We start from the raw sequence: 21,897 nt of genomic DNA on the forward strand, positions 1-21,897 counted from the left end.
GCGCCCCGGCACGTTGACTTATGATGTAAAAATGTTGCGATCAGTGTGAATGACGCAGCCTGTGAAAACGAATGTTGGTGAGGTGGGTTAATACTAGACCCAGTGATGCAGCATAGCCAATGTACTCAAATGTTTCGCTCACGTCTTCGAGCATGATGGCTGCGGCAAATACGCTCAGGAAAAACCACAGACACATTTTGATGGCGGGGGTTGTAAAATGCCGGGTGGCGAAATAAACCGCCAGGATGTTGACACCGATAAAGACATAATCGAGGCTCAGAAAGCCAACCCGTACGGTATCGTTTTTCAGAAAAGATGACGAAACCAGCAAAACGGGCGTGATCAGGCAGTGAATAATGCACAGAACTGACCCGCTGATTCCAATATAATCGGCTTTCCTATTTAGTATGTCTGATTTCATATCCTTCAATTCTACTGACTTGGTTTTGCAAAATAAACAGATGCTATTGTACCGGACAAGATTATTTGCAATAAAGTTGCATTTATTTTGCATCGTTGTTGCAATCAGATACTTTTGTACCGCGGCTAGTGAATAATTTAACGGAAAACCGTCAGCCAAACCAGATCGAATTGTATGGAAATAAAGCAAAAACAAACCCGTCGGTGGTTGTTTCTCTTAACGCTCGGTGCGTCGATGACGCTGTTGTCGGGGTGTAATGATAAAGCGGATGAGCCCGAGCCCGCCGACGAAAATGAACTTATTACGACCGTGAACCTGAAATTTACGGAGCAGGGAACTACCACTATTCAGACCTTTTCGTGGCAGGACAAAGATGGAGATGGCGGGCAGGCACCCACCAAGTTTGATAAAATCACGCTGAAGCCTAACAAGACCTACGATCTGTCGGTGGAATTGCTGGATGAAAGCAAAACACCCGCCGAGGACATTACGCGGGAAATCAACGAAAAAAGCGCCGAACACCTGTTTGTGTATACGCCCAATCCGGCTACACTGGCCACCTATACCTACGGTGATAAAGATGCCAACAACTTGCCCATTGGCTTGAAAGGGACCTTGAAAACAAACGCAGCCGGTGCCGGGAAACTGCGCGTGCAGCTACGGCATCAGCTGAATTCAAAAGACGGAACGCCGGGGCCGGGGTCCAATGATGTGGACCTGGAATTTGATTTAACGTTGCAATGAGAGGCACGATGAAAACGTCGTAAACGGACGGTTTTGGATTTGAGCACTCAAAAAGCGGTTTTATAACAGAACGGGTTGGCGAAACTGTTTCGCCAACCCGTTCTGTTGATTGCCCGGTGTGGTGCTTACTGTGTGGAGGAAGCTGATTCGGAAGGATCATGGGGTTGGGACTCTTGTGGTTCCCGTCCCCAGCGACGACCGTAGCCAAATCCGCGCGGGGCGCATCCGTTGCGCCATTGCTCCTTCATTTGCTGCTTGAATCGCTGGCGTTCCTCGGGCGTCATGTTTTGCCAGCGGTTCGACAGTTGCTCCCGCCAATAGGCCTGCTGAGGGTGGCCGCCGTATCGTCCCCAGCCGCGCCCTCCCCAGCCCCCGCGGAATCCGACCAGAATCCGGCTGAGCAGCAGCAACCCCAGGGCCTGCCCAAATGTGATGATTGGTCCGGCGAATAGGGCCGGAATGAGCCAGTTCCAGAGGTTCATGACGGCAAAACCGGCAAGGCCGACAAAGAGCAGACCGAATGCCAGAATACCCAGCCCGCGTTTAATCCAGAATATTTTCATAATAGTTTAATGTATAAGTAAATAAGGTGGTGGAGAATCCGGCGTATTACTGCGGCAGTGGTTGGGCAGTTTTGGCGGGCTCCGCGGTTTTTTCGTACGGCTGGCAAACGGTAGCGTGATGGCGATCGAAGCCATGATGACCGCGCCAGGGGCCGCTATGCCCCCCGCCGAATCCGCCCACCAGCAGCCGGGTTAAAAACAGCAGTCCCAAGGCCTGTACAAACCGGATGCGCGGACCGTTAAAAATGGCGGGTACCAGCCAATTCCAGAGCCGCATGACAACCAGCGTTGCCAGCATGAAAAGAGCAATGCCGAGGGCCAAAAAGCCGAGTCCTTTTAAAATCCAGATGGTTTCCATTTGTAGTTGATGCTTAGTTAATTAGTAATCCATTCTTCATAGACTTCCCGCAGCCGTTCCCGGAGGTACAAAACCGCGTACCGTTTGCGCGACAACAGCGTGTTGATTGGGACGCCAGTGTCGTCGGCCATTTCGCGGAAGCTCTGCCCCTCCAGTTCGTGCCGGACAAAAACCTCCCGTTGTTCAGCGGGCAATTCCGCAACAGCTTCCATGACCGCTTCCATGATTGCTTCACGCATCAACCCTTCGTCGGCGGTCATTTCGTCGGTGGGTAGCAGCGCCGTCAGCAGCAGTGGTTCGCCTTCGTCGCCGGCATAACCACTGTATTGGTCGTCCAGCGAAACCGTCCGTTTTTTACGGTACCAATCGATGATTTTCCGCCGGGCCACCGCAAAGAGCCAGCCAGCCAGGTGTTCAATCGGCTGGACCAATTGTTCGGCGGGCGTCGGCAGTTGGGTTCGTCGGTCAATCTCGGCCCAGTCCATGAGCACATCCTGGAGCAGGTCTTCGGCATCCTCGCGCGTCGGAAGCCGTCGACGGATGAAATCCAGTAGCCGGGAACGCTCGCGCTGAACCATCCGGGCAGCCCCGTCGGAGGGCCGTGGTGCGAAACCGGTGTTCTCGGTTTCGTCCGGATTCAGGGAAGTAGACAGCGCAACGTTTCTCATATACCAGGGAAGTCGGATGGAGAACAACGGATATTGTACAGGCGGTGTAAACAATCGCTAGAAAGGGATGAATGGCGCTATCGACCCGTGAGAGGCTGGAAAAGAGGGCAAGAGCGTATCGACTGGAAGCCGGGAAAGAACGACGGTTTTGCAGGGTTTGCTTCGATCGCTTTTCTCTAAAAAGAAAAATTCATTTCTGATGGCTTTTGAAGCGATTCTGCGGTTCAAAAGCCATCCGTACGGCGAGAACGATTTTTAGCTTTTATTATTTATGGTGAAACCGGTTGGCGACCGTACAAATAGCCATCCGATTGTATATATTTGTCATGGATTATTCCGTTAGTTTTTTGAATCTCACTTATCTTTTTACTGAATTAACATGAACAGAAGAGATGCCTTGATGCGGGTTGCGGCTATGATGGGAACCGCCCTGACGCTGCCTGCACTCGCGGATACGCTCGAAGCATCGGCCACTCAACGGGCCTTTAGCGGGAAGCCTCTGTTGTTTACGGCCGACCAGGATGCGATGGTGGCTGAAATGACCGAAGTCATTATTCCCACAACCAGCACTCCCGGCGCCAAAGCCGCTAAGGTCAATGAAATCATTGATATTATTCTGAAAGATTGCTATCCACAAAAAGACCAGAAATTGTTTCTGGACGGACTGGCGCATACGAACGAACTGAGTCAGGCTGCTTACAGCAAAAACTTCGTGGCACTTGATGAAAAACAGCGCATCGACATCCTGACGAAACTACAGGCTGAAGCCGCTGAGCAACGCAAAGCCATGGCCTCGATGCCCGCCGAGCAACGGTATACCCCCTTCTTTAATACGCTGAAATCGCTGACGCTGAACGGTTATTTTACGTCCGAGATTGGGGCTACGCAGGCACTGGAATACATTGCGGTGCCGGGGCGTTTTCAGGGGTGTATTGATCTGAAACCCGGGCAAAAAGCGTGGGCTACCTAGCGTGTACTACCAATTCCCAAGCGTGATGACTACCTCCGGCGGACCAATCAGGATCGTCCGGCGCGGGTTATCGCTCACGACTACTCACTTTTATTATTGAAATAACCATGAATCTCAACATAGATAGTATAAAAGCAATGACCTACGACGCCATCGTGGTCGGATCCGGGATCAGCGGGGGATGGGCCGCCAAAGAACTAACGGAAAAGGGGCTGAAGGTTCTGATGCTTGAGCGGGGCGAAGACATTAAACACATCGAAGGCTATAAAACGGCGATGACCGACCCCTGGCAGTTTCCGCACCGGGGCCGGGTGCCTTCCCAGATTGCCGAAGAACAGGCCGTACAGGCCCGGACGGGATACACGATTTCGGAAGCGACTGGTTATCTGTTCGTCAATGATAAAGAAAACCCGTACCTGGAAGACAAGCGTTTTGACTGGATGCGCGGCTACCACACGGGCGGTCGTTCGCTGATGTGGGGCCGGCAGAGTTACCGGTTGGGGGATCTTGACTTTGAAGCCAACCTCAAGGAAGGCGTTGGGGCCGACTGGCCGATTCGCTACAAGGATATTTCGCCCTGGTACGATTACGTGGAGAAATTCATCGGTGTTAGTGGATCGCGCGACGGGCTGGCGCAGTTGCCCGACGGCCAGTTTCAGCCGCCTATGGAGATGTACTGCCTCGAAAAGCACGTCAAAGATGCCGTTTCGAAAAAATTCAATCGGTCAATCACGATTGGTCGGGTGGCACACATCACCAAACCAACGGCCCAGCAAACCGCTTTGGGCCGCGCCCAGTGTCAGTACCGCAACCTGTGTAGCCGGGGCTGTCCGTTTGGTGCTTATTTCAGCACGCAGTCGGCCACGTTGCCAGCAGCCATGAAAACCAAACGGCTGACGTTGCGGCCGCATTCCATCGTCACGTCGGTTATTTACGACGAAGGCAAGAAAAAGGCGACGGGCGTGCGCGTACTTGATCAACTGACGAAGGAAGAACTGACTTTCAACGCCAAGATCATCTTCTTGTGCGCTTCATCAATGGCGTCGACCTATATTTTGATGAATTCCATCTCAACCCGTTTCCCGAACGGGTTGGGCAACGACAGTGGGGTGCTGGGCCACTATGTGATGGACCACCATTTCCGGGTGGGAGCCAGCGGCACGTACGAAGGCTTCGAAGACAAGTACTACTACGGTCGGCGGGCAAACGGTATTTACGTACCGCGGTACCGCAACCTGCCGGGGCAGGAAAAGCGCGATTACCTGCGCGGTTTCGGTTACCAGGGCGGAGCGGCCCGCATGAACTGGGGCCGTGGTACGGCCACGGAGGGCTTCGGAGCGGCTTTCAAGGACGAGATGACCAAACCCGGACCGTGGACGATGAACCTCGGCGGTTTTGGCGAATGCCTGCCGTATTTCGAAAACAAAGTGGTGATCGACAAATCGAAAAAAGATGCCTACGGTTTGCCGGTGCTGCGTTTCGATGCCGAATTCAAGGACAACGAGAAGCGCATGCGGAAAGACATGGGCAACGATGCCGCCGAGATGCTCGAAGCCGCTGGTCTGAAAAATGTCAACATCAACGACAACGGGTCGTGGCCCGGGCTGGGTATTCACGAGATGGGTACCATCCGGATGGGAAATGATCCCAAGCAGTCGGTGCTGAATAAATTCAACCAGGTACACGCGGTCAAAAACGTATTCAACACCGATGGCGGTTTTATGGTGTCGGCGTCGTGCGTCAACCCATCGCTGACCTACATGGCCATGACCGCCCGCGCGGCCAACTACGCCGTGCAGGAGCTGAAGCGGCAAAACCTGTAAAACCGGAACGGTTTTTTGCAATGAAGAGTGATGAGTTGGGAGGGAAGAGTTAAAGACGCGTCAGCCAACTCTTCCCTCCCAACTCATCACTCTTCATTTTTTAAAGTGAATTATTTCGTAATTTCGGTGTTCTATCAGAAATAAGTCACTTAACTCATGCTAGAAAGACCCCTTACCGACTGGTTGCCTCTGACGATGAAAGAAGTCGAAAAAAGAGGCTGGGACGAAGTGGATATTGTGCTGGTGTCGGGGGACGCTTACGTGGATCATCCGGCTTTCGGAACCGCCGTGATTGGCCGGATCATGGAAAGTGAAGGCTTTCGGGTCGCGATCATTGCCCAGCCTAACTGGAAGGACGATCTGCGCGATTTCAAAAAATTCGGAAAACCGAAATATTTCTTTGGTGTGACGGCGGGTTGTATGGATTCGATGGTGAATCACTACACGGCCAACAAGCGCCTGCGCTCCAACGATTCCTACACCCCCGGCGGAGAAGCGGGTTTTCGGCCCGACTACGCGACGATTGTGTACACCAAAATTCTGAAACAGCTGTATCCCGATGTGCCGGTATTGCTCGGCGGGATTGAGGCTTCGCTGCGCCGGGTTACGCATTACGACTACTGGCAGGATAAGCTCATGCCGTCTATTTTGGTGGATGCCCAGGCCGATATGCTGGTGTACGGGATGGGGGAGCAGCCGTTGCGCGAGATTCTGAAACTGGTGCAGAAAAATGTGCCGTTTTCGTCAATGCGCAACATCAATCAGGTGGCGTTTCTGCACGAAGCCAGTACCGAGCTGCGGGATTATAACAACTGGAATACCGTTGAACTGGCAAGCCACGAGGTTTGTCTGGAAGACAAAATCAAATACGCAGCCAATTTCAAAATCGTTGAGGTTGAGTCGAACAAATGGCAGGCCAACCGAATTACGCAGAAAGTAGGCGACCAGGTGCTGGTGATCAATCCGCCGTTTAAAACGATGGATGAAACCGAAATCGACAAATCGTTTGATTTGCCGTATACGCGGCTGCCGCATCCGAAATACAAAAAGCGGGGACCGATTCCGGCGTACGAAATGATCAAATTTTCGGTCAATATGCACCGGGGTTGTTTTGGCGGCTGTAGCTTCTGTACTATTTCGGCCCATCAGGGTAAGTTCATTGCGTCGCGGAGCGAAAAATCCGTGCTGAAAGAAGTCGACGAAATTACGAAACACCCGGAGTTCAAGGGCTACATCTCGGATTTGGGCGGACCGTCGGCCAACATGTACAAAATGAAAGGCAAGGATGAGGATATCTGCGCCCGTTGCCAGAGCCCGAGTTGTATTCACCCGGTGATTTGTTCGAACCTGGACACTTCGCACAAACCGTTGACGGAAATTTACCGCAAGGTGGATGCGAATCCGAAGATCAAAAAAGCGTTTGTTGGCTCGGGAGTGCGTTACGATCTGTTGGTTGATGATTTCAATAAGAACAACCAGGACGGTAACCACGACGAATACCTGGAGCAACTGACCACGCGTCACGTCTCGGGCCGTCTGAAAGTGGCCCCCGAACATACATCGGACGACACGCTGCGGATCATGCGAAAACCGTCGTTTAAGTACTTCAAGCAATTCAAGAAGAAGTATGATCAGATTCAGGAAAAGCACAACCTTAAACAACCGCTGATTCCGTACTTCATTTCATCGCACCCTGGCTGCGAAGAGCAGGATATGGCCAATCTGGCCGCCGAAACAAAGGATCTGGGCTTTCAGCTCGAACAGGTGCAGGATTTTACGCCGACGCCCATGACCGTGGCCGAAGTTATCTATTACTCGGGCGTTCATCCGTACACCCTGAAGCCGGTTAAAACCGCCAAAACCCGGGAGGAGAAACAGGCCCAAAACCGTTATTTCTTCTGGTACAAACCCGAGTACAAAGACTGGATTAGGAACCGGTTGAATAAACTCAATCGCCCGGATCTGCTCGAGCGATTGTTGGGCAAATCCCAAAAAGAAAGTACTGGAAAACCTACTTTTTCCCGGAATCAGATAGGTCGGAAAAAAGGGAAGCGGTAACTTCGCGTTGGTATGCAACCCTTTCGTTATCAGCCTTGTCATAACTTTCAGCGCGGGGGCTTGAAAGGATATGATTAAAACCAGAATCTATAGTACGGTAGTTGCGGTATTGCTGCTGAGCACGGTAGCCTGCGATCGAATTGTGCAGGATGCCGAGCCCGGCCCGACCCCCATTGATACCGAAGAAATCGAGTATTATACCCTGCCTGATCAACAGGTGGCCATTGACCTCAAATCCATATCCGGGCTGAGTGCTGTCACAACGTTGCGCATTACCCAGACTCCCCGGCTCGGATATGCGAATTTTAGCGGGAGTGGCCTGCTGATCTATACCCCCCAGTCAACGTTTGTGGTGGGCGAGGATGGCTTCTCGGTGAGCGCCAGTCAGGAAGCCCGGCTGACCCGAAATTTCCGGATCAATATGGCGGCCGATAGCAGCCGGATTCCCTGCAACGCCGGACCACTTCCGGATTGGTTCCGAACCCCTGAAAACCAGACCGCTACGCTGGATGTGCTCAAAAATGACCGCTTTTGTGATGCCACGGTTGACCTGGCGAGCCTGGAAGTGGGGCAGCAGCCTGAACACGGCAAACTGACCGTCGAAAATGGAAAAATTGTGTACACGCCCACGGCGGGTTTCAACGGGTTTGATTACTTCTTTTACAAAGTTAAGGCGGTTTTCCCGCAGAAAAACCGTACGTTTTTAGCGCCCGTCCGGATTGGCGTTGGCGATCCTTACAAGGATTGTAAACTGGTTTTGCGGGATGATGACGTATACTGGAAACAGTGGTTTATTACCGACTCCCTGCGCATTCCGGTTTTGGCCAACGACCAGCTTTGTCGATCCCGTTTCGATTTGCCGGTTACCATTATCAAAGCACCCGATAACGGTATTGCGAAGGTGTCCAGGTACAATGTGATCACGTATTATCCAACCAACGGTTTTACAGGCGACGATCAGTTTACTTACCAGCGTTGTGACGACGGAACCTGCCTTGAGGCTACGGCCCGCATTTCGGTAACAGACCCGGGAGCAAACTGTAAGTTAATGGCTCAGGATGATAACGGGCAGATCGCGTCGGCGGCTTTGCCAACAGACCCCAAAAAGCGCACTATTTACATCTATGCCCTTGGTAATGATCAGATTTGCGCCCCTTTGAAACAAATGGTGATTGCCGAAAATCCGACTGGCGCGGATTTGCAGGTGCAGGCCAACGGGGTTATTGTGTACCGACCACCTTTCGATTTTACGGGAACTTTGCAGTTTACGTATGAACTGACCGATGTGAAAAACAATCGCTCGTCGGCAACGGTAAAGCTTACGATAAAATAAAAACCATTTCGTTAATTTGTGCACTCAACGAAAAAATCGTAACTCGTAAGATTACTAACGCACGTTGGATCTCCTTTGTCAGAAATAGAATTGTTGCTTGCATGTCAGCGCCAGGATTCGCGGGCTCAAACGGTTTTGTACGAACGTCACAAAAGCCGGATGATGGCACTTTGCCGTCGTTACGCCCGTTCGCGCCAGGAAGCAGAAGACATGTTTCAGGAGGGATTCATTCGCATTTTTCAACAGATTCATACCGTAGAACAACCCGAACGACTGCTGCACTGGATGAAGCGGGTGATTGTCAATACGGCGATCAACTGGTATCACAAACACCAGCACGAACAATCCGAAACCGACTACGAAGAAGCCTGGGAAGCCAGTAACACCGAACACACAGACATGTTGTCGCGGATTTCCACCGAAGAATTACTCATCCTGGTGCAGGGGCTGGCCGACGGATACCGGATGGTTTTTAACCTGTATGTGATTGATGGCTACAGTCACCTGGAAATTGCCCGCATGATGAACATTTCGGAGGGAACGTCAAAATCACAACTGGCCCGGGCGAAGGAAGTGCTAAAGCAGAAATTGAAAAAAATGGGAATTGTCAGCTATGGCAACTACTGATGACGAGTGGGAACGACTCTTCCGACAGCGGTTGGAAAACTACGAGTCAGAACCAGAGGATAATGCACTGGAACGTATTTTGGAAGGAGCTCAACCGCCAGCGGTCAAAAAGCCGGGAGGAGGTTTGGGGCATCCGTATGGCTGGAGCCTGGCCTTGTTGGGGTTGATGGCTATCATTGCCGTTCGCATCAGTTCTTACTGGGATTTAAAACATGCCGTCAAACCGATATCGGGTAACTCGTCCGGAAAAACCGCACAAACAGCTCCCACAACAGTTTTCGAAAAAACCGTTATCCGCGCAACACCGGAGGAAAACACACCGGCGGATAACCGCAGCCAGCTACGGGCGGCTTCACCCCAGATTGCACCCGACCAGCGGATTGTGACTTTGGGCACACCGCTGAGTCAGCAACCGCCCAAGCTGGTCCAAGTACCTGCCGGTCAAATGATTATGCGGTATGTGGAGGGCGAGAAGGTAGAGATAGTTACTTCAGAGTTGGAAAACGAAATGCCTGGCTACGAGGTGGGCGAGCGAGCCACCCACCCCATAATCGGTCTGGATAGATCCGGTCTGGATAGATCCGGTCTGGATAGATCCGAATTACTGTTCGAACCCATTGCCAGCCGACAACACCGTCGCTTGTTCCTCACCGGGAGCCTGCCCGCCGTTCCTCCTGTTTCGGCAGCATCTACTAGACGGGCCGCAGCCATTGAACCCGCGCGCTACGCTTCCCGGCCTGTTTTCCGGACCAGCGTGATGCCTTTGTACACTTTCCGGGAGTTGACGCCCATGCGGCAAGACGATATTGTGATGGAGAAAATCCGTCCGGCAACCGATCTTTCGGCCCGAACAGGCTGGCGGGTGCAGGCCGGAGCCGAGTGGGACATCAATCGCGTGCTTGGCTTTCGGGTTGGCCTCGTGTATCAGCAGTTGCAGCAGCAATTCACGTATACCGCCCGGGCGTTGCGGTCCGACTCCGCGAAGGTGGAGTGGGTTGACCCCCGGACGATTAAACTAACTCCGCTGTATCAATCCCAGGAACGGCAGGTCAGAACCGTCTGGCGGTACGTGGCGCTGAGTGCCGAAGGTCGCTGGCAACTCAGTCCGGGGGCGGCTGGCGTGCGGCATTATCTGGTCGCTGGCGGAAGTGCGGGATATTTAATTGATGGAAAATCGCAACAAAAATGGCAACCTTTTTTACAGGCTTCTTACGGAATTGAACGTCGGCTGACAACAAATCTGAGACTACAGGTTGAACCCGGAATTGTGTATAATTTGCGCGTAATGCAGGATTATTCCCGGATTTTCAGCGTCCGACCGTATAGCTATGGACTGACGGTTGGAGTACGTTGGCAGCCCGAAATTTGAAAACCGGCCTGTCCCGCTGCCTCAAAAATTAAAAATTTTCTTGAACAACTTTATAAACCGTCGTGTTTGTTTTGTATTGGTTTGACAAAAACAACCATCATAAAACAAACTCAACGATGAAAAAGATAGTGATGATGGGGGCTCTGTTACTGGCGGTTGCCCTCAATGCGAAAGCACAGAACCCCGCGGGAACAGGAACTACGGTAAACCCGCAAACGCAAACGACAACTCCTTCGGCCACGCAGCCGACAACGGGTAACTCAGGTACCACTTCTTACCCGCAAGGACAGACCACGCTGGGTACGCAGTCGCCGACTGGCTCTACGGCTAATCCACAGTCGCAGATGCCACAGTCACAAATGCCGCAGTCAACGCAGCAGCCATCGACAACCGGCACAACTACGCTCCCGCAAACGCAGGATCGCCCACAGGATCAGCAAGGCCAGATGAACCGTGAACGTCGTTCGACGGATCCGACATCCAACCAGACCGATTCAATGCAGAATTCGACGCTGAACACGCCGGGTGCAAACACCAACGATAACATGCGGAATGATCGGAAGAACCGGAAAAACCGGAATCGGAACAACTCCAGCATGCAACGGGATACATTGCGCAATAACTAATAAGTTATAGTTATGTGTTTCACAAAAAGCAGATATCCAACGGTATCTGCTTTTTTACTTTCTACAGCTATGAAAAAGATACTAGTTAGCAGCCTGATTGGAATAACGGTTTTCGGAATGACCGTCCTAACGCCATCGTCGGCAACGACGCCTAGAGCAGCGTCACCGCAGACTGTTTTACAGGATACAACCCGAAACGATACAAATCGTCTCCGGCAGGGTGATCGGATGCGTCGGGGACAGATTGATGATCGTCGACCCACGGGGGACCCGAAACAATTTCGCTCGGATTCGCTCCGTCGTGGTGGCGCGGTTAAAGTTGATACCGTTCGGCATTAATTGGTAAGGGGGTGATTGGTCGTTGTGGTTAGTTATTTTAACCTGCTTAGCGGAATTTTTGAATAAATTTAACCCGCTACGCTGGTAAAAGAACGGTCAGTACGTCTTTATACCGTACCGGTGCTCCAGGGCCGGTATATTATTATGCAGATGTATTTGGTTAAAACCGTTGCCTTATTCCTACTTTGCTTGGGTGTCAGGATTATCTCCGCCCAAACACCCGGATTTAATTACGAAGAGAGCAAAGTCCCCGCATATACGTTGCCGGACCCGCTCGTGACATCGTCAGGAAAGCGCGTAAAAACCGTTCGGCAGTGGGAAACCGAGCGTCGTACGGAGTTACTGAACTTGTTTGCCCGTGAAGTGTACGGTCAGACTCCCAACCGACGGCTGGCTACTCGGTATGACCTCAAATCGGTGGACTCGTCGGCATTGAACGGTACGGCGATTCGCAAACAGATCGCCGTCATCTGGACCCAATATCCCGATTTGCCCCCGCTGAACATTTTGCTGTATATTCCCAGGCAAAAACAAGGAGCTAAAAAACCAGCGGTTTTTGTCGGCCTGAATTACATGGGCAACCATAGCGTAAGTATGGATCCCGGCATTGCGCTTTCAACCAACTGGCTACCCAATCGCCCAGACGGAAAAGTGGTCAATAACCGGGCAACGGAGGCTGCCCGGGGCCTACAGCAGTCGCGCTGGCCTCTTGAACTCATTATTTCAAAAGGCTATAGTGTTGCTACGGCGTATTACGGCGACCTGGAGCGGGATCATGCGGAAGGGTGGAAAACGGGCATTCGCTCGGTACTTGATCCGCCCACTGATCAGAAAGGCGACGGCTGGCAGGCTATCGGAGTTTGGGCGTGGGGCATGAGCCGGATGCTGGATTATTTGGAAACAGACGATCTGGTGGATGCAAAACGAGCCATTGCCATCGGGCATTCTCGCCAGGGAAAAGCTTCGTTGTGGGCGGGTGCGCAGGATCAACGCTTTGCCGCCGTGATTTCAAATGACTCGGGAGAGGGTGGAGCGGCTCTGTCGAAGCGCGAATTTGGCGAAACCGTTCAGCGACTTAACACGACATTTCCGTACTGGTTTTGCCTTAACTACCGCGCGTACAACAACCGGCCCGCAGCGATGCCGTTTGATCAGCACGAACTGCTGGCTCTGATTGCTCCCCGCCCGCTCTATGTGGCCAGTGCTCAGGATGATCATTGGGCTGATCCGAAAGGTGAATTTCTCAGTGCCCGGCAAACCGATCCGGTGTATCATTTATACGGTAAAAAGGGAATCGGCACCGATACATGGCCCTCTATTCACAACCCCGTAGGAGAAACCGTTCGTTACCACATCCGTGCGGGCGAACACGACGTCAAGCGGTATGACTGGGAGCAGTTTATTGATTTTGCCAACAAGCAGGTAAAGTAAACGGGAGAAGTAAGGCAGGAGCGTAAAGTGCCCGTATCTTACTTCTCTTGTCTCGTCTCTTTGGTCAATCCAGGATCAAGCCGGAACTTCAGCCAGAGCCGGGTAATCAATGAAGCCTTTCTCACCACCGGCATAAAGCGTTGCTGCGTCAAGCTGGGCCAACTCGGTTCCCGTGCGTAGCCGTTCCACCAGGTCGGGGTTGGCAATAAAGGGGCTGCCAAACGCAATCAGATCAGCCAGGCCACTTTGTAAATCTTCTTCCGCCCGTTCGGCGCTATATTTATTATTTAGAATCAGGGTGTTACTGAACTTCTCCCGGATGGTTTTGATCAGAGGGCGGGTTGTTTCGGTGCCATTCGGAGCTGCCGTATCGACCAGGTGAATGTACACAATGCCGATGTTGTTCAACTTTTCGGCCAAGTAGGTGTAGGTTTCGACGACTTCTGGGTAAGCCCCCATATCGTTGAACGCATTGTAGGGTGATAGCCGAATGCCGACCCGTTCTTTGCCAATTGCCTGCGCAACCTGCTCGGCGGTTTCTAGCGCAAAGCGGGAACGGTTTTCAACACTGCCGCCGTATGCGTCGCTGCGCTGGTTACTATTTGGATTCAAAAACTGCTCGATCAGGTAACCATTGGCTCCGTGCAATTCAATGCCGTCAAAACCGGCTTCTACGGCGTTTTTGGCCGCCTGAACGAATTCTTGAATGGTCTGTTTTACTTCTTCGGTTGTCAATTCGCGGGGTGTTGCATTGTCTTTCATCCCTCCCTGATCGGTCCATAGAGAGCCGTTCGCTGGCAGGGCCGACGGAGCCACCACTTCAGCACCAACCGGTAAATTCAGGGGGTGCCCAATGCGCCCGGTGTGCATCAGCTGGGCGAAAACGCGTCCGCCTTTTTCGTGAATAGCCCGTGTAACGGTTTTCCAGCCAGCTATCTGTTCGGCGCTGAAAAGACCCGGAATCCGGGCGTAGCCCAAGCCGTTGGGTGAGGGAGCAACGCCTTCGGTAATAATCAGACCGGCCGATGCCCGCTGGCCGTAATAAGTCGCAATCAGATCGTTCGGAAGGTTGTCAAAAGCCCGGCTTCGCGTCATCGGAGCCATTGCAATATGATTGGTTAATGTTAGCGAGCCGAGTTGCGTTGGGGCATGCAGTAATGAATTCATTGACGGTTGATGTTTTGGTTCGGCGGGATAACACATCGATACATTTAAAAGTTTGGATGTTTTAGGGGAAATTTTTTTACGTGAGCTTATTCAGGAAACTGGACAGGTCTTTCAATCCTTCTTTATTTAAACTTAAGTTCTGGGTACGGCCTTCTTTGTTGGAGGTTACTAGTCCGCTGTCAACCAGAGTCTTGACGTGATGCGAAACGCAGGGTTGCGACAATCCGGTCATTTCCTGAATATCCGAATTGTTCAACGTTCCTTTTTCGGAAAGGGCCACTAAAATTTTCAACCGGTATTTGTCAGCAATGGCACCGGAAGCTTTTTCAATAAATTTGCAGTCTGAATGCGGGTGTGACTCCATACGGTTTGTTCATCAATGATTCGTACATATACTACATCGTGCCGCCTGACTCCGTTCACGGTATTGTAAAATTGAGTAACTTTCTTCAATTATTCCAGCAAAACGGGATAAGTAATTACGAATTAGCTAGTTCACGTATGCATCGGCTTCTGCGCCATTTTTTCCTACTCCTGATCACCAGTCAGATTTTACAGGCTCAAACGGTTTCTTCTACGTCTACCTCCCTGAAAACCGCAGCTCCTTTTCCCATTGGGGCAGCTCTTAATCCGAATCTGTTGAAAAAGAATCCAGCCTACCGCCGGATTGCTCAGAACGAATTCAGTGGCATTACCTCCGAAAACCATTTGAAAATGCACCATGTTCATCCGGAACCGAACCGGTATGACTGGTCGGGTGGAGACGCGCTAATGCTGTTTGCCCGGCAAAACGGGCAACGGATGCATGGCCATGCGCTACTTTGGCATCAGGCCGTTCCTAAGTGGGTGCGGGAGTTCCAAGGCGATTCGACGGCCTGGCAGCAACTGATCAAAACGCATATTTACGCGGTTGTTCGGCACTATAAAGACCAGATTGCGGCCTGGGATGTGGTCAATGAAGCTTTCGAGGACGATGGTACGTTGCGAAAAAGTATCTGGCTGGAAAAACTCGGGCCGGACTATATCGCCCGCTGTTTCCGGTACGCCCGCGAAGCCGACCCGGATATCAAGTTGTTCTACAACGATTACGGCCAGGAAAGTAGTCCACAAAAACTGGCGGCCATCGTTAAACTGGCGGCAGATTTTAAAAAACGCCGGATTCCGATCGATGGGATCGGGCTACAGATGCACACGAACATCAAACACCCGGATGGGCAGATTGAGAACGCCCTGCGAAAAACCGCTGCTACCGGACTTCTGGTGCATATTTCAGAACTGGATGTTCGGATTAATCCCGACAAACAGCCGGGTTTTGTACCAACCGATGCCCTCTGGCAGCAACAGAAGCAAAAATTCACCGCGATAGTCAAACTCTACAAAACCGTGGTTCCGAAAGCGCAGCAGTACGGTATTACAACCTGGAACGTTGGTGATGACGATAGCTGGATACCGAATTTCTGCAAGTGTACGGACTTCCCGCTGCCGTTCGATCGGCAATACGCCCGAAAACCGGCTTACGACGGTATTCTGGATGGCTTAAAATAAACGAGTTATTCCAGCCGTATTTTTTTGTAATACGGCAGCGATACAGTTCCGTCGAAATCTTCAAACGTCAGGGTATAGTCTCCGGTGGGTATCGTGGTCGGAATCGTCCATTTCCACATAATGAATTCGGGAGCCGCAACGAACGGAGCGAAGGAACCGCCCGCTGCCAGGTCGTAGGAGCGGTTAGTGGTATCGGTCAGCCGGACGAATTTAACGGTTCGTCGTGCCAGAGACGAAGGCGACAGATTGCCCGTCGTGAATATGTACCGCATTTCCAGGGCCGCCCCCCGCTTGAGAATCGGTAATGTCGGCAACCAGTTCATGTTGGCCGCGTATTGTCCCTGCGGAGCAACATACGCAAAGGAAGCACTGGATTTTTCGGACGGAATGGCAAACAGGACCCGGTAGGCTTTTCCGCCATCCGGCGCTACTTCCAGGTGGTATTGCCCCGCCGACAGACTGGCCGGAAGCGAAACCTTCGCCAGCGTATCGCTCTGAACGGTTGCCCGGGTCACCGTAGCCGGGACAAAATCGTTGGTTAACCGGACGGTGACGGTTTTTGAGGGCGTAAAGTTACGCCCGGTGATCCGCAATTCGCGGTTGGCGGTCGGTGATGAATTGATGAATCCTACAATCGGACTCCCCGCTTTGATAACCAGCGGAATGGGCAGCTCCAGGTATTCATTGCCAAATGAGGAGCAGGCACCGCTGGAGCTGGGCGCATAGCAGGACTGCACCTGTAGCGTAACGGTATATTCACCGGCTTTTATACCCAGGGGCAGGGTGCCGGTCAGGCGCAGTTTGATGTCGTTGGGTACGGGCGGGCCGTTCAATTCGTTAAGAATCACAAGCTGATCTGCCCGATCGAAAGCGATGTAATTATCGCCGGTATAGCTGTAGCCGGTGGCTTTGTTGACCAGCCGGACCTGGAACGTGCGGGTGACGGCCGTAGCGGTTTTCAGGTTGCTTAGGTTGAAAAGAAATTCATAGGGTTGGTAAAACTCGGTCAATTCCATTCGCATGGTGGCCGGATCAACCGAAACCGTTATCGGGCTTGGTGCCTCAATGATGAGTTGGTAGGGCAACGTGCAATTGCCGGATTGGTCCTGCTGAATGCAGATGGTTCGGGAAGGCGTATCGCGGATGGGCAGCTGCGAACCCGAAGCTGGAATAACCACTTTGACGCCTTCCGTAACTTTGTAATCCAGCCGAATGGTATTTTTGGTGTAACCCGCCGGAATTTTTATCCGGATCGTCTGCCCGTCGATTGTAGCTTTTCCAATGCCCTCAACTTCCGCTTCTAAAATAGCGGGTTTGTCGCCCGAGCCGGGTACTACCGTTCCAACAGATGGCGAGGGTGGGTTGGGGTCGGGGTCAGGATGTTCGGGTTCGAGCGGTGCAGTTTGACAACCCCAAAGCAGGATGACAAAAATAACCGGCAGAAGTGCTTTCATAACGTGGATACTGGTTCGTAGTGGTATTGTTTTTAGACAATTTTATATGGTTTATTATAAGATTGTCAGGTTAATTGGTATTAATTATCAGATTCAAAATTCGGGCCAATTGGTAATAAGAACGCTGTAAAAATAAAATTGGTTGAAAGCCCCAGGCTTTCAACCAATCGAATTTAACCCTACTTACTGATGGGTCTGGTTTGCTACAACAGTATTAAAATTGAATACCGACATTCAGGCCTGGCCACATCCGAACGCGCACCTGGTCGTCGCTCCATCGGCGGGCGAATGTCTGGTCGTAAACCTGCCACTTAACCCATTCCGTACCTACGCCTTCGCCCGTTTCAAACTTTGTTACCTGCACATTGAAGGTAGGCGTGACGGTGAGCGCCAGGCGGTTGTGCAACGGGAAGATAAAGCTCACCCGGGCCTGGTTCAGCATGTTGAGTTCATCCCAATAATTGCCGTTTTCCAGGATCTGGTACGAAAGCAATTCGACGCTAATCTGGTTGCTTCTACCGATGAAATGGTTGGTGCCGATCCCGTAACCGTATCCCCAGCGGAGGTTGCTCCAGCGGTTCTGATCGGGTTTGGGCCAGGCGGCTCCGACCGTGAAAATGTTATAAAACTTGCGATTGCCACCCATTTTGTAAGCAATGTTGGCGTGGAGCGCATCACCAGCCCAGGCTTCGAACCGGTGATACCCGTTTTTGGATAAGCTGATCAAACCAATCTGGGCACCGTCGACGGTTTCGGCGATGTTGATCAAACCGATCTGTGTCCCTTTCACCCGTTTGGCCACGTTGGCAATGCCTGCAATCTGCACCCCGTCGACCGATTCGGCGATGTTCGCAATCCCGCTAATCTGCGCTCCTTTCACGTCTCCGCCGGTTACATTGACAATACCAGCGGCCTGAAATCCTTTCACGTCTCCGCCAGTTACATTAGCAATACCAGCGGCCTGAACACCTTTCACATGCTGGGCAACAACATTGGTAATGCCGGAAAATTGGGCACCGTAGAGCGGCCCACCAACGATGTTGGTGATTCCGGCAAACTGCGCGCCATCCACTTCGTTTCCGACCCCGTTCAGGATACCCGAAAACTGCGCTCCTTTCACGTAATCTTTTTCGAGACTAAACCAGCCACTGAACTCGACCCCGTCCAGTGCCGCTGCGTAACCGCCGAAAAGATTCAGGGAAAACCGGTTGCTTATAACCGAGTTGCTGATGCCGTTGGTGCTTAACGGAGGAATGATTCCAATCTGGACGGGGCGTTGGGAGTAACGGTTCTGCCGGGCTTTGCTCAGTTCGTGGCGGAGCGAGTCCATATCCTGCGAAAACGCGCTTAAGACGGAACAAAAAAGAAGCGAGGCTGATAAAAATAGCTTTTTCATGTTTAGTTAGAATTGTGTTTACTGTCGTATCAAACTTGATCAATCAGGGGAATCTATTTGCTTCTATGACCACCGTGTTGCAGAATACCCCCATCGGCCGTTGAAAAAAAACTTTTGCCAAAACCCGCCAAAGGGGTAAGTCCAGAAAATCGGGACCCTTATTTTTGTAAAAACTCATCAATGCTATGAACCGCATCGACCGCCTGACCGCCATTCTGATTCACCTCCAGACCAAGCGCGTTGTGAAGGCGCAGGAGCTGGCCAAACGGTTTGGAACCAGCCTACGGACGATTTACCGCGACATCCGGTCGCTGGAAGAAGCAGGCGTGCCCATTGGAGCAGAAGCCGGAATTGGCTATTTTCTGGAGGATTACCACCTGCCGCCGGTCATGCTGACCCGCGAGGAAGCTGCGGCTTTGTTATTTGGCGCTAAAGTGATTGAAAAATTCGCTGATGAGTCAATCCGTACGGAGTTTGACTCCGCCTTGTACAAGATCAAATCCGTGCTGAAACGGACGGACCAGGATCACCTTGACGATCTGGAACCGCGCGTCCACGTGCAGAAACGCCCCACAACGCCCCCTTTTTCGGATATGTTACTGGCGGATATTCAGCGGGCGATTGGGATGCGACAGGTTTTGCAGCTGGATTACCGGTCGGCGTATAAAGAAGAGACGACGCTCCGACTGGTTGAGCCGGTGGGGTTGTACCATTACGGTGCGGGTTGGCACCTGATTGCTTTTTGCCGATTGCGGCAGGATTACCGTGATTTTCGGGTCGACCGCATCCGGAAATTGGACCATACCGGACACACGTATTCCAGCCAGAACCTGCTTTCTCTTCCTGCCTATCTGGAGCAGATTCAGCAGAATCAGAACCTGGAAGAAGTAGTCATTTTCTTTACCCAAAACATGGTTCGGCACCTGCAGGAGATGAAATACAGCTACGGTTATGTATCGGAAGAAAAAGTTGACGGCGGAGTCCGAATGAAATTCATGACGCAGTACACCCGTGGATTAGGCCATTGGTTGATGATGTTTGGCAACCAGGTTCGGGTCGAAAGCCCCGCATCACTCCAGGAGACCATGCGGGAGCTGGCGCAGGAAGTGCAGGAGCATTACCTCCAGTTGTTGTGATCGGACCGTTTTAAGCTGCATAATCCCCGTTCACACTGAACCCTACTGACACACCGTTGTCACAGCCGGGCAGTTACTTTGGAGCATCAAACCAACATCTTTTCGCGATGCAAATCAAACATGCTCCATCCGTCACCGCACTGGCCTTTTCGACCCGCACTACGCTGCCTGAATTAAATTCGTTTGTGCGGACGGTGGCACGAAGATTATACCAGGAGGCTGCCCGGCTTGATCTCGAGATCACCGGACCGATCATTTGGCAATACGAAGGAGTAGATGGCCGGCCAGAAACCGTTTTTACGCTGGATATTTTATTGCCGATCCAAACGATCCAGGGGCAACCGGGTGACAGCCTGGTAGTTAAGCGGTTTGAAGCCTTTTCTTGCATTTCGGCGGAACATCCGGGGCCCTGGGACGAACTAGTGACTGTTTATCCAGCCCTGCGGGCCCAATTGTTGCAGGAAGGGTACCAGCAGGGCGCGTTGAGCCGGGAAGTCTACACCAATATAGACTTTGAAAATCCAGCAAATAATGTGACTGAAATTCAGGTGCAAATCCTTTAAACACCAGCCCACTTATGAAACTGAACGCAGGCGTTATTACCCACAAACTGGCCGAAACCAAGGCCTTTTACCAAACCGTGCTAAACTGCGGGATTACATTCGAGAACGATTTTTACGTATTGCTACACACACCCAATCAGCAGGCTGAGCTGAGTTTTCTGCTGCCCAACCACCCGTCGCAGCGGCCTATTTTTCAAAAACCGTTTGCGGGGGAAGGCATGTACCTGACGATTGAAGTAGACGATGTGGACGCGGAATACGAGCGCATCCGGTCGCTGAACGTACCGATCGAAATTGAGATTCGTGACGAACCCTGGGGTGATCGCCACTTTGCCATCGTTGACCCGAATGGGATCGGGATCGATATTGTGACGTATGCCGCGCCGGACGCTTGAATGTCTTGAACAGGGATTACACAGATTTAAGGATTAACTGGGATCGGATTTTAAATGATTTGTTGAACTTGTCGTGACAAAATGCTTCGTTCGACTTCTAAAGAAAAATATTTTTTAGAAAAGTGAATCTTTTTCAAAGTAAAGACTTGACAGGTCGGATTATTGGCAGCGCGATGGAAATTCATCGACAGTTAGGTCATGGCTTTCAGGAAGTCATTTACCCAGGCCATTAATTACCTCGAAGCATACCGGCTTCAACTTGGGTTGCTAATTAACTTCGGTTCGAAAAGTTTGGAGTTTCGCCGATTAATCAACAGGAAAATTGCGGCAGCCTCTTAGTTAATCCTTAAATCTGGGTAATCCCCGTTCAAGACTTTCTTTTTTTCAACCAGTCCCGCACCGCTGGTCCCGTTCCGAACGGCCACGGTTTTAGCTCCCTGATCGGAACGAGCTTATGCGCCTGGAGTTCTTCCTCGTCGATATGAATGGTGCCCCATGCCCGGACGTGGTAGGTAATGATGACTTCGTTGCGCTGGTAGAACGTGTATATGCCGAGCCGCTCGACAATCTCGGCCTCCAGGCCAACTTCCTCCCTGATTTCCCGCAAAACCGCCTGATCGGGCTCTTCGCCCGGTTCCAGAAAACCCGTAATCAGTCCAAACCATTCGGCGGGCCAGCCCCGGTTCTGAATCAGCACAACTGTATCGTTTTCGTACTCGACAATAGCGCCCACTACGGGGAGCGGATTGTTCCAGAAGATATAGCCACAAGCCGCCGAACAGATCAGCCGCTCGCGGCCTCCCGCAACGCCGGGCGTCAGCAAACTGGCGCATTGGGGGCAAAAAGTCATTTTGGTCATTGGCGAGCCATCAAGGATATTCGGGTGAATATAAACAGCCCCGTTCGGATTT

Annotated in this window: 25 protein-coding genes; 16 read left to right on the forward strand and 9 right to left on the reverse strand. The window is 51.8% G+C overall.

Annotation, left to right across the window (positions count from 1 at the left end; translation table 11 throughout):
• Positions 1 to 40 precede the first annotated feature (40 nt).
• A complete protein-coding gene (locus tag ACYVH9_RS03030) occupies positions 41 to 421 on the reverse strand; it encodes a MerC domain-containing protein (protein WP_460634814.1) in 381 nt (126 codons plus the stop codon).
• Positions 422 to 595: 174 nt separating this feature from the next.
• Here ACYVH9_RS03030 and ACYVH9_RS03035 point away from each other — a divergent pair, with 174 nt between their 5' ends.
• The gene (locus tag ACYVH9_RS03035) at positions 596 to 1,165 is read left to right on the forward strand and encodes a hypothetical protein (RefSeq protein ID WP_460634815.1); all 570 of its coding nucleotides are present in this window, start codon (positions 596 to 598) and stop codon (positions 1,163 to 1,165) included.
• Between the two features lie 125 nt (positions 1,166 to 1,290).
• On the opposite strand, the gene ACYVH9_RS03040 is transcribed toward ACYVH9_RS03035, so the two are convergent.
• The 3 genes from ACYVH9_RS03040 to ACYVH9_RS03050 are packed head-to-tail and all read right to left on the reverse strand — an operon-like array spanning position 1,291 to position 2,754.
• Positions 1,291 to 1,728: a hypothetical protein gene (locus tag ACYVH9_RS03040; RefSeq protein WP_460634816.1), complete on the reverse strand. Its 438-nt coding sequence runs from the start codon at positions 1,726 to 1,728 to the stop codon at positions 1,291 to 1,293.
• A gap of 46 nt (positions 1,729 to 1,774) precedes the next feature.
• Positions 1,775 to 2,086 carry a hypothetical protein gene (locus ACYVH9_RS03045; RefSeq protein ID WP_460634817.1) on the reverse strand — a complete coding sequence of 104 codons (312 nt, stop codon included), beginning with the start codon at positions 2,084 to 2,086 and terminating at the stop codon, positions 1,775 to 1,777.
• 17 nt (positions 2,087 to 2,103) lie between these two features.
• Positions 2,104 to 2,754: an RNA polymerase sigma factor gene (locus ACYVH9_RS03050; protein ID WP_460634818.1), complete on the reverse strand. Its 651-nt coding sequence runs from the start codon at positions 2,752 to 2,754 to the stop codon at positions 2,104 to 2,106.
• A gap of 379 nt (positions 2,755 to 3,133) precedes the next feature.
• Here ACYVH9_RS03050 and ACYVH9_RS03055 point away from each other — a divergent pair, with 379 nt between their 5' ends.
• From ACYVH9_RS03055 to ACYVH9_RS03095, 9 genes are all read left to right on the forward strand, one after another.
• Positions 3,134 to 3,724, forward strand: a complete 591-nt coding sequence (locus ACYVH9_RS03055; RefSeq protein WP_460634819.1) for a gluconate 2-dehydrogenase subunit 3 family protein — start codon at positions 3,134 to 3,136, stop codon at positions 3,722 to 3,724.
• A gap of 107 nt (positions 3,725 to 3,831) precedes the next feature.
• Complete coding sequence (locus ACYVH9_RS03060) at positions 3,832 to 5,547, forward strand: GMC oxidoreductase (RefSeq protein WP_460634820.1); 1,716 nt, start codon at positions 3,832 to 3,834, stop codon at positions 5,545 to 5,547.
• Positions 5,548 to 5,703: 156 nt separating this feature from the next.
• Positions 5,704 to 7,605, forward strand: coding sequence for a YgiQ family radical SAM protein (locus tag ACYVH9_RS03065; RefSeq protein ID WP_460634821.1), 1,902 nt, complete (start codon positions 5,704 to 5,706; stop codon positions 7,603 to 7,605).
• 70 nt (positions 7,606 to 7,675) lie between these two features.
• Complete coding sequence (locus ACYVH9_RS03070; protein ID WP_460634822.1) at positions 7,676 to 8,938, forward strand: Ig-like domain-containing protein; 1,263 nt, start codon at positions 7,676 to 7,678, stop codon at positions 8,936 to 8,938.
• 75 nt (positions 8,939 to 9,013) lie between these two features.
• Entirely contained in the window at positions 9,014 to 9,565 is a 552-nt protein-coding gene (locus ACYVH9_RS03075) for an RNA polymerase sigma factor (RefSeq protein ID WP_460634823.1), read from the forward strand.
• Positions 9,552 to 10,934, forward strand: a complete 1,383-nt coding sequence (locus ACYVH9_RS03080) for a hypothetical protein (RefSeq protein WP_460634824.1) — start codon at positions 9,552 to 9,554, stop codon at positions 10,932 to 10,934. The genes ACYVH9_RS03075 and ACYVH9_RS03080 overlap by 14 nt, the downstream gene beginning before the upstream one ends.
• Before the next feature lie 116 nt (positions 10,935 to 11,050).
• Complete coding sequence (locus ACYVH9_RS03085; protein WP_460634825.1) at positions 11,051 to 11,560, forward strand: hypothetical protein; 510 nt, start codon at positions 11,051 to 11,053, stop codon at positions 11,558 to 11,560.
• 69 nt (positions 11,561 to 11,629) lie between these two features.
• Positions 11,630 to 11,899 (forward strand): hypothetical protein, encoded by a 270-nt coding sequence (locus ACYVH9_RS03090; protein ID WP_460634826.1) that lies wholly within the window; start codon positions 11,630 to 11,632, stop codon positions 11,897 to 11,899.
• Positions 11,900 to 12,088: 189 nt separating this feature from the next.
• Positions 12,089 to 13,330: a glucuronyl esterase domain-containing protein gene (locus tag ACYVH9_RS03095; RefSeq protein WP_460634827.1), complete on the forward strand. Its 1,242-nt coding sequence runs from the start codon at positions 12,089 to 12,091 to the stop codon at positions 13,328 to 13,330.
• A gap of 75 nt (positions 13,331 to 13,405) precedes the next feature.
• Here ACYVH9_RS03095 and ACYVH9_RS03100 read toward each other — a convergent pair whose 3' ends face one another.
• Both ACYVH9_RS03100 and ACYVH9_RS03105 read right to left on the reverse strand, forming a co-directional pair.
• A complete protein-coding gene (locus ACYVH9_RS03100; RefSeq protein WP_460634828.1) occupies positions 13,406 to 14,497 on the reverse strand; it encodes an alkene reductase in 1,092 nt (363 codons plus the stop codon).
• A gap of 76 nt (positions 14,498 to 14,573) precedes the next feature.
• Positions 14,574 to 14,861, reverse strand: a complete 288-nt coding sequence (locus ACYVH9_RS03105; protein WP_460634829.1) for an ArsR/SmtB family transcription factor — start codon at positions 14,859 to 14,861, stop codon at positions 14,574 to 14,576.
• 137 nt (positions 14,862 to 14,998) lie between these two features.
• Between ACYVH9_RS03105 and ACYVH9_RS03110 the strand changes: the two genes are divergently transcribed.
• Positions 14,999 to 16,042, forward strand: a complete 1,044-nt coding sequence (locus tag ACYVH9_RS03110) for an endo-1,4-beta-xylanase (RefSeq protein WP_460634830.1) — start codon at positions 14,999 to 15,001, stop codon at positions 16,040 to 16,042.
• Positions 16,043 to 16,047: 5 nt separating this feature from the next.
• On the opposite strand, the gene ACYVH9_RS03115 is transcribed toward ACYVH9_RS03110, so the two are convergent.
• Positions 16,048 to 17,496, reverse strand: coding sequence for a hypothetical protein (locus ACYVH9_RS03115; protein WP_460634831.1), 1,449 nt, complete (start codon positions 17,494 to 17,496; stop codon positions 16,048 to 16,050).
• Between the two features lie 214 nt (positions 17,497 to 17,710).
• Positions 17,711 to 18,892, reverse strand: coding sequence for a hypothetical protein (locus tag ACYVH9_RS03120; protein WP_460634832.1), 1,182 nt, complete (start codon positions 18,890 to 18,892; stop codon positions 17,711 to 17,713).
• Between the two features lie 185 nt (positions 18,893 to 19,077).
• Here ACYVH9_RS03120 and ACYVH9_RS03125 point away from each other — a divergent pair, with 185 nt between their 5' ends.
• From ACYVH9_RS03125 to ACYVH9_RS03145, 5 genes are all read left to right on the forward strand, one after another.
• A complete protein-coding gene (locus ACYVH9_RS03125) occupies positions 19,078 to 20,028 on the forward strand; it encodes a helix-turn-helix transcriptional regulator (protein ID WP_460634833.1) in 951 nt (316 codons plus the stop codon).
• 107 nt (positions 20,029 to 20,135) lie between these two features.
• Positions 20,136 to 20,591, forward strand: a complete 456-nt coding sequence (locus ACYVH9_RS03130; RefSeq protein WP_460634834.1) for a GyrI-like domain-containing protein — start codon at positions 20,136 to 20,138, stop codon at positions 20,589 to 20,591.
• 14 nt (positions 20,592 to 20,605) lie between these two features.
• On the forward strand, positions 20,606 to 20,986 hold the full coding sequence (locus ACYVH9_RS03135; protein WP_460634835.1) for a VOC family protein: 381 nt from the start codon (positions 20,606 to 20,608) through the stop codon (positions 20,984 to 20,986).
• A 122-nt stretch (positions 20,987 to 21,108) separates the two neighbouring features.
• Positions 21,109 to 21,219, forward strand: coding sequence for a GxxExxY protein (locus tag ACYVH9_RS03140; protein ID WP_460634836.1), 111 nt, complete (start codon positions 21,109 to 21,111; stop codon positions 21,217 to 21,219).
• Positions 21,185 to 21,325 carry a GxxExxY protein gene (locus ACYVH9_RS03145; protein ID WP_460634837.1) on the forward strand — a complete coding sequence of 47 codons (141 nt, stop codon included), beginning with the start codon at positions 21,185 to 21,187 and terminating at the stop codon, positions 21,323 to 21,325. Before ACYVH9_RS03140 ends, ACYVH9_RS03145 begins: the two co-directional genes overlap by 35 nt.
• 28 nt (positions 21,326 to 21,353) lie before the next feature.
• On the opposite strand, the gene ACYVH9_RS03150 is transcribed toward ACYVH9_RS03145, so the two are convergent.
• The gene (locus ACYVH9_RS03150; RefSeq protein ID WP_460634838.1) at positions 21,354 to 21,845 is read right to left on the reverse strand and encodes an NUDIX domain-containing protein; all 492 of its coding nucleotides are present in this window, start codon (positions 21,843 to 21,845) and stop codon (positions 21,354 to 21,356) included.
• Positions 21,846 to 21,897 lie beyond the last annotated feature (52 nt).

Source organism: Larkinella harenae, assembly GCF_054780515.1.

What these genes read in the sequence shown, in the direction of transcription:
- ACYVH9_RS03030 (WP_460634814.1), bottom strand. Translation starts at nt 421, where the DNA reads ATGAAATCAGACATACTAAATAGGAAAGCCGATTATATTGGAATCAGC.
- ACYVH9_RS03035 (WP_460634815.1), top strand. Translation starts at nt 596, where the DNA reads ATGGAAATAAAGCAAAAACAAACCCGTCGGTGGTTGTTTCTCTTAACG.
- ACYVH9_RS03040 (WP_460634816.1), bottom strand. Translation starts at nt 1,728, where the DNA reads ATGAAAATATTCTGGATTAAACGCGGGCTGGGTATTCTGGCATTCGGT.
- ACYVH9_RS03045 (WP_460634817.1), bottom strand. Translation starts at nt 2,086, where the DNA reads ATGGAAACCATCTGGATTTTAAAAGGACTCGGCTTTTTGGCCCTCGGC.
- ACYVH9_RS03050 (WP_460634818.1), bottom strand. Translation starts at nt 2,754, where the DNA reads ATGAGAAACGTTGCGCTGTCTACTTCCCTGAATCCGGACGAAACCGAG.
- ACYVH9_RS03055 (WP_460634819.1), top strand. Translation starts at nt 3,134, where the DNA reads ATGAACAGAAGAGATGCCTTGATGCGGGTTGCGGCTATGATGGGAACC.
- ACYVH9_RS03060 (WP_460634820.1), top strand. Translation starts at nt 3,832, where the DNA reads ATGAATCTCAACATAGATAGTATAAAAGCAATGACCTACGACGCCATC.
- ACYVH9_RS03065 (WP_460634821.1), top strand. Translation starts at nt 5,704, where the DNA reads ATGCTAGAAAGACCCCTTACCGACTGGTTGCCTCTGACGATGAAAGAA.
- ACYVH9_RS03070 (WP_460634822.1), top strand. Translation starts at nt 7,676, where the DNA reads ATGATTAAAACCAGAATCTATAGTACGGTAGTTGCGGTATTGCTGCTG.
- ACYVH9_RS03080 (WP_460634824.1), top strand. Translation starts at nt 9,552, where the DNA reads ATGGCAACTACTGATGACGAGTGGGAACGACTCTTCCGACAGCGGTTG.
- ACYVH9_RS03085 (WP_460634825.1), top strand. Translation starts at nt 11,051, where the DNA reads ATGAAAAAGATAGTGATGATGGGGGCTCTGTTACTGGCGGTTGCCCTC.
- ACYVH9_RS03090 (WP_460634826.1), top strand. Translation starts at nt 11,630, where the DNA reads ATGAAAAAGATACTAGTTAGCAGCCTGATTGGAATAACGGTTTTCGGA.
- ACYVH9_RS03100 (WP_460634828.1), bottom strand. Translation starts at nt 14,497, where the DNA reads ATGAATTCATTACTGCATGCCCCAACGCAACTCGGCTCGCTAACATTA.
- ACYVH9_RS03105 (WP_460634829.1), bottom strand. Translation starts at nt 14,861, where the DNA reads ATGGAGTCACACCCGCATTCAGACTGCAAATTTATTGAAAAAGCTTCC.
- ACYVH9_RS03110 (WP_460634830.1), top strand. Translation starts at nt 14,999, where the DNA reads ATGCATCGGCTTCTGCGCCATTTTTTCCTACTCCTGATCACCAGTCAG.
- ACYVH9_RS03115 (WP_460634831.1), bottom strand. Translation starts at nt 17,496, where the DNA reads ATGAAAGCACTTCTGCCGGTTATTTTTGTCATCCTGCTTTGGGGTTGT.
- ACYVH9_RS03120 (WP_460634832.1), bottom strand. Translation starts at nt 18,892, where the DNA reads ATGAAAAAGCTATTTTTATCAGCCTCGCTTCTTTTTTGTTCCGTCTTA.
- ACYVH9_RS03125 (WP_460634833.1), top strand. Translation starts at nt 19,078, where the DNA reads ATGAACCGCATCGACCGCCTGACCGCCATTCTGATTCACCTCCAGACC.
- ACYVH9_RS03130 (WP_460634834.1), top strand. Translation starts at nt 20,136, where the DNA reads ATGCAAATCAAACATGCTCCATCCGTCACCGCACTGGCCTTTTCGACC.
- ACYVH9_RS03135 (WP_460634835.1), top strand. Translation starts at nt 20,606, where the DNA reads ATGAAACTGAACGCAGGCGTTATTACCCACAAACTGGCCGAAACCAAG.
- ACYVH9_RS03145 (WP_460634837.1), top strand. Translation starts at nt 21,185, where the DNA reads ATGGCTTTCAGGAAGTCATTTACCCAGGCCATTAATTACCTCGAAGCA.
- ACYVH9_RS03150 (WP_460634838.1), bottom strand. Translation starts at nt 21,845, where the DNA reads ATGACCAAAATGACTTTTTGCCCCCAATGCGCCAGTTTGCTGACGCCC.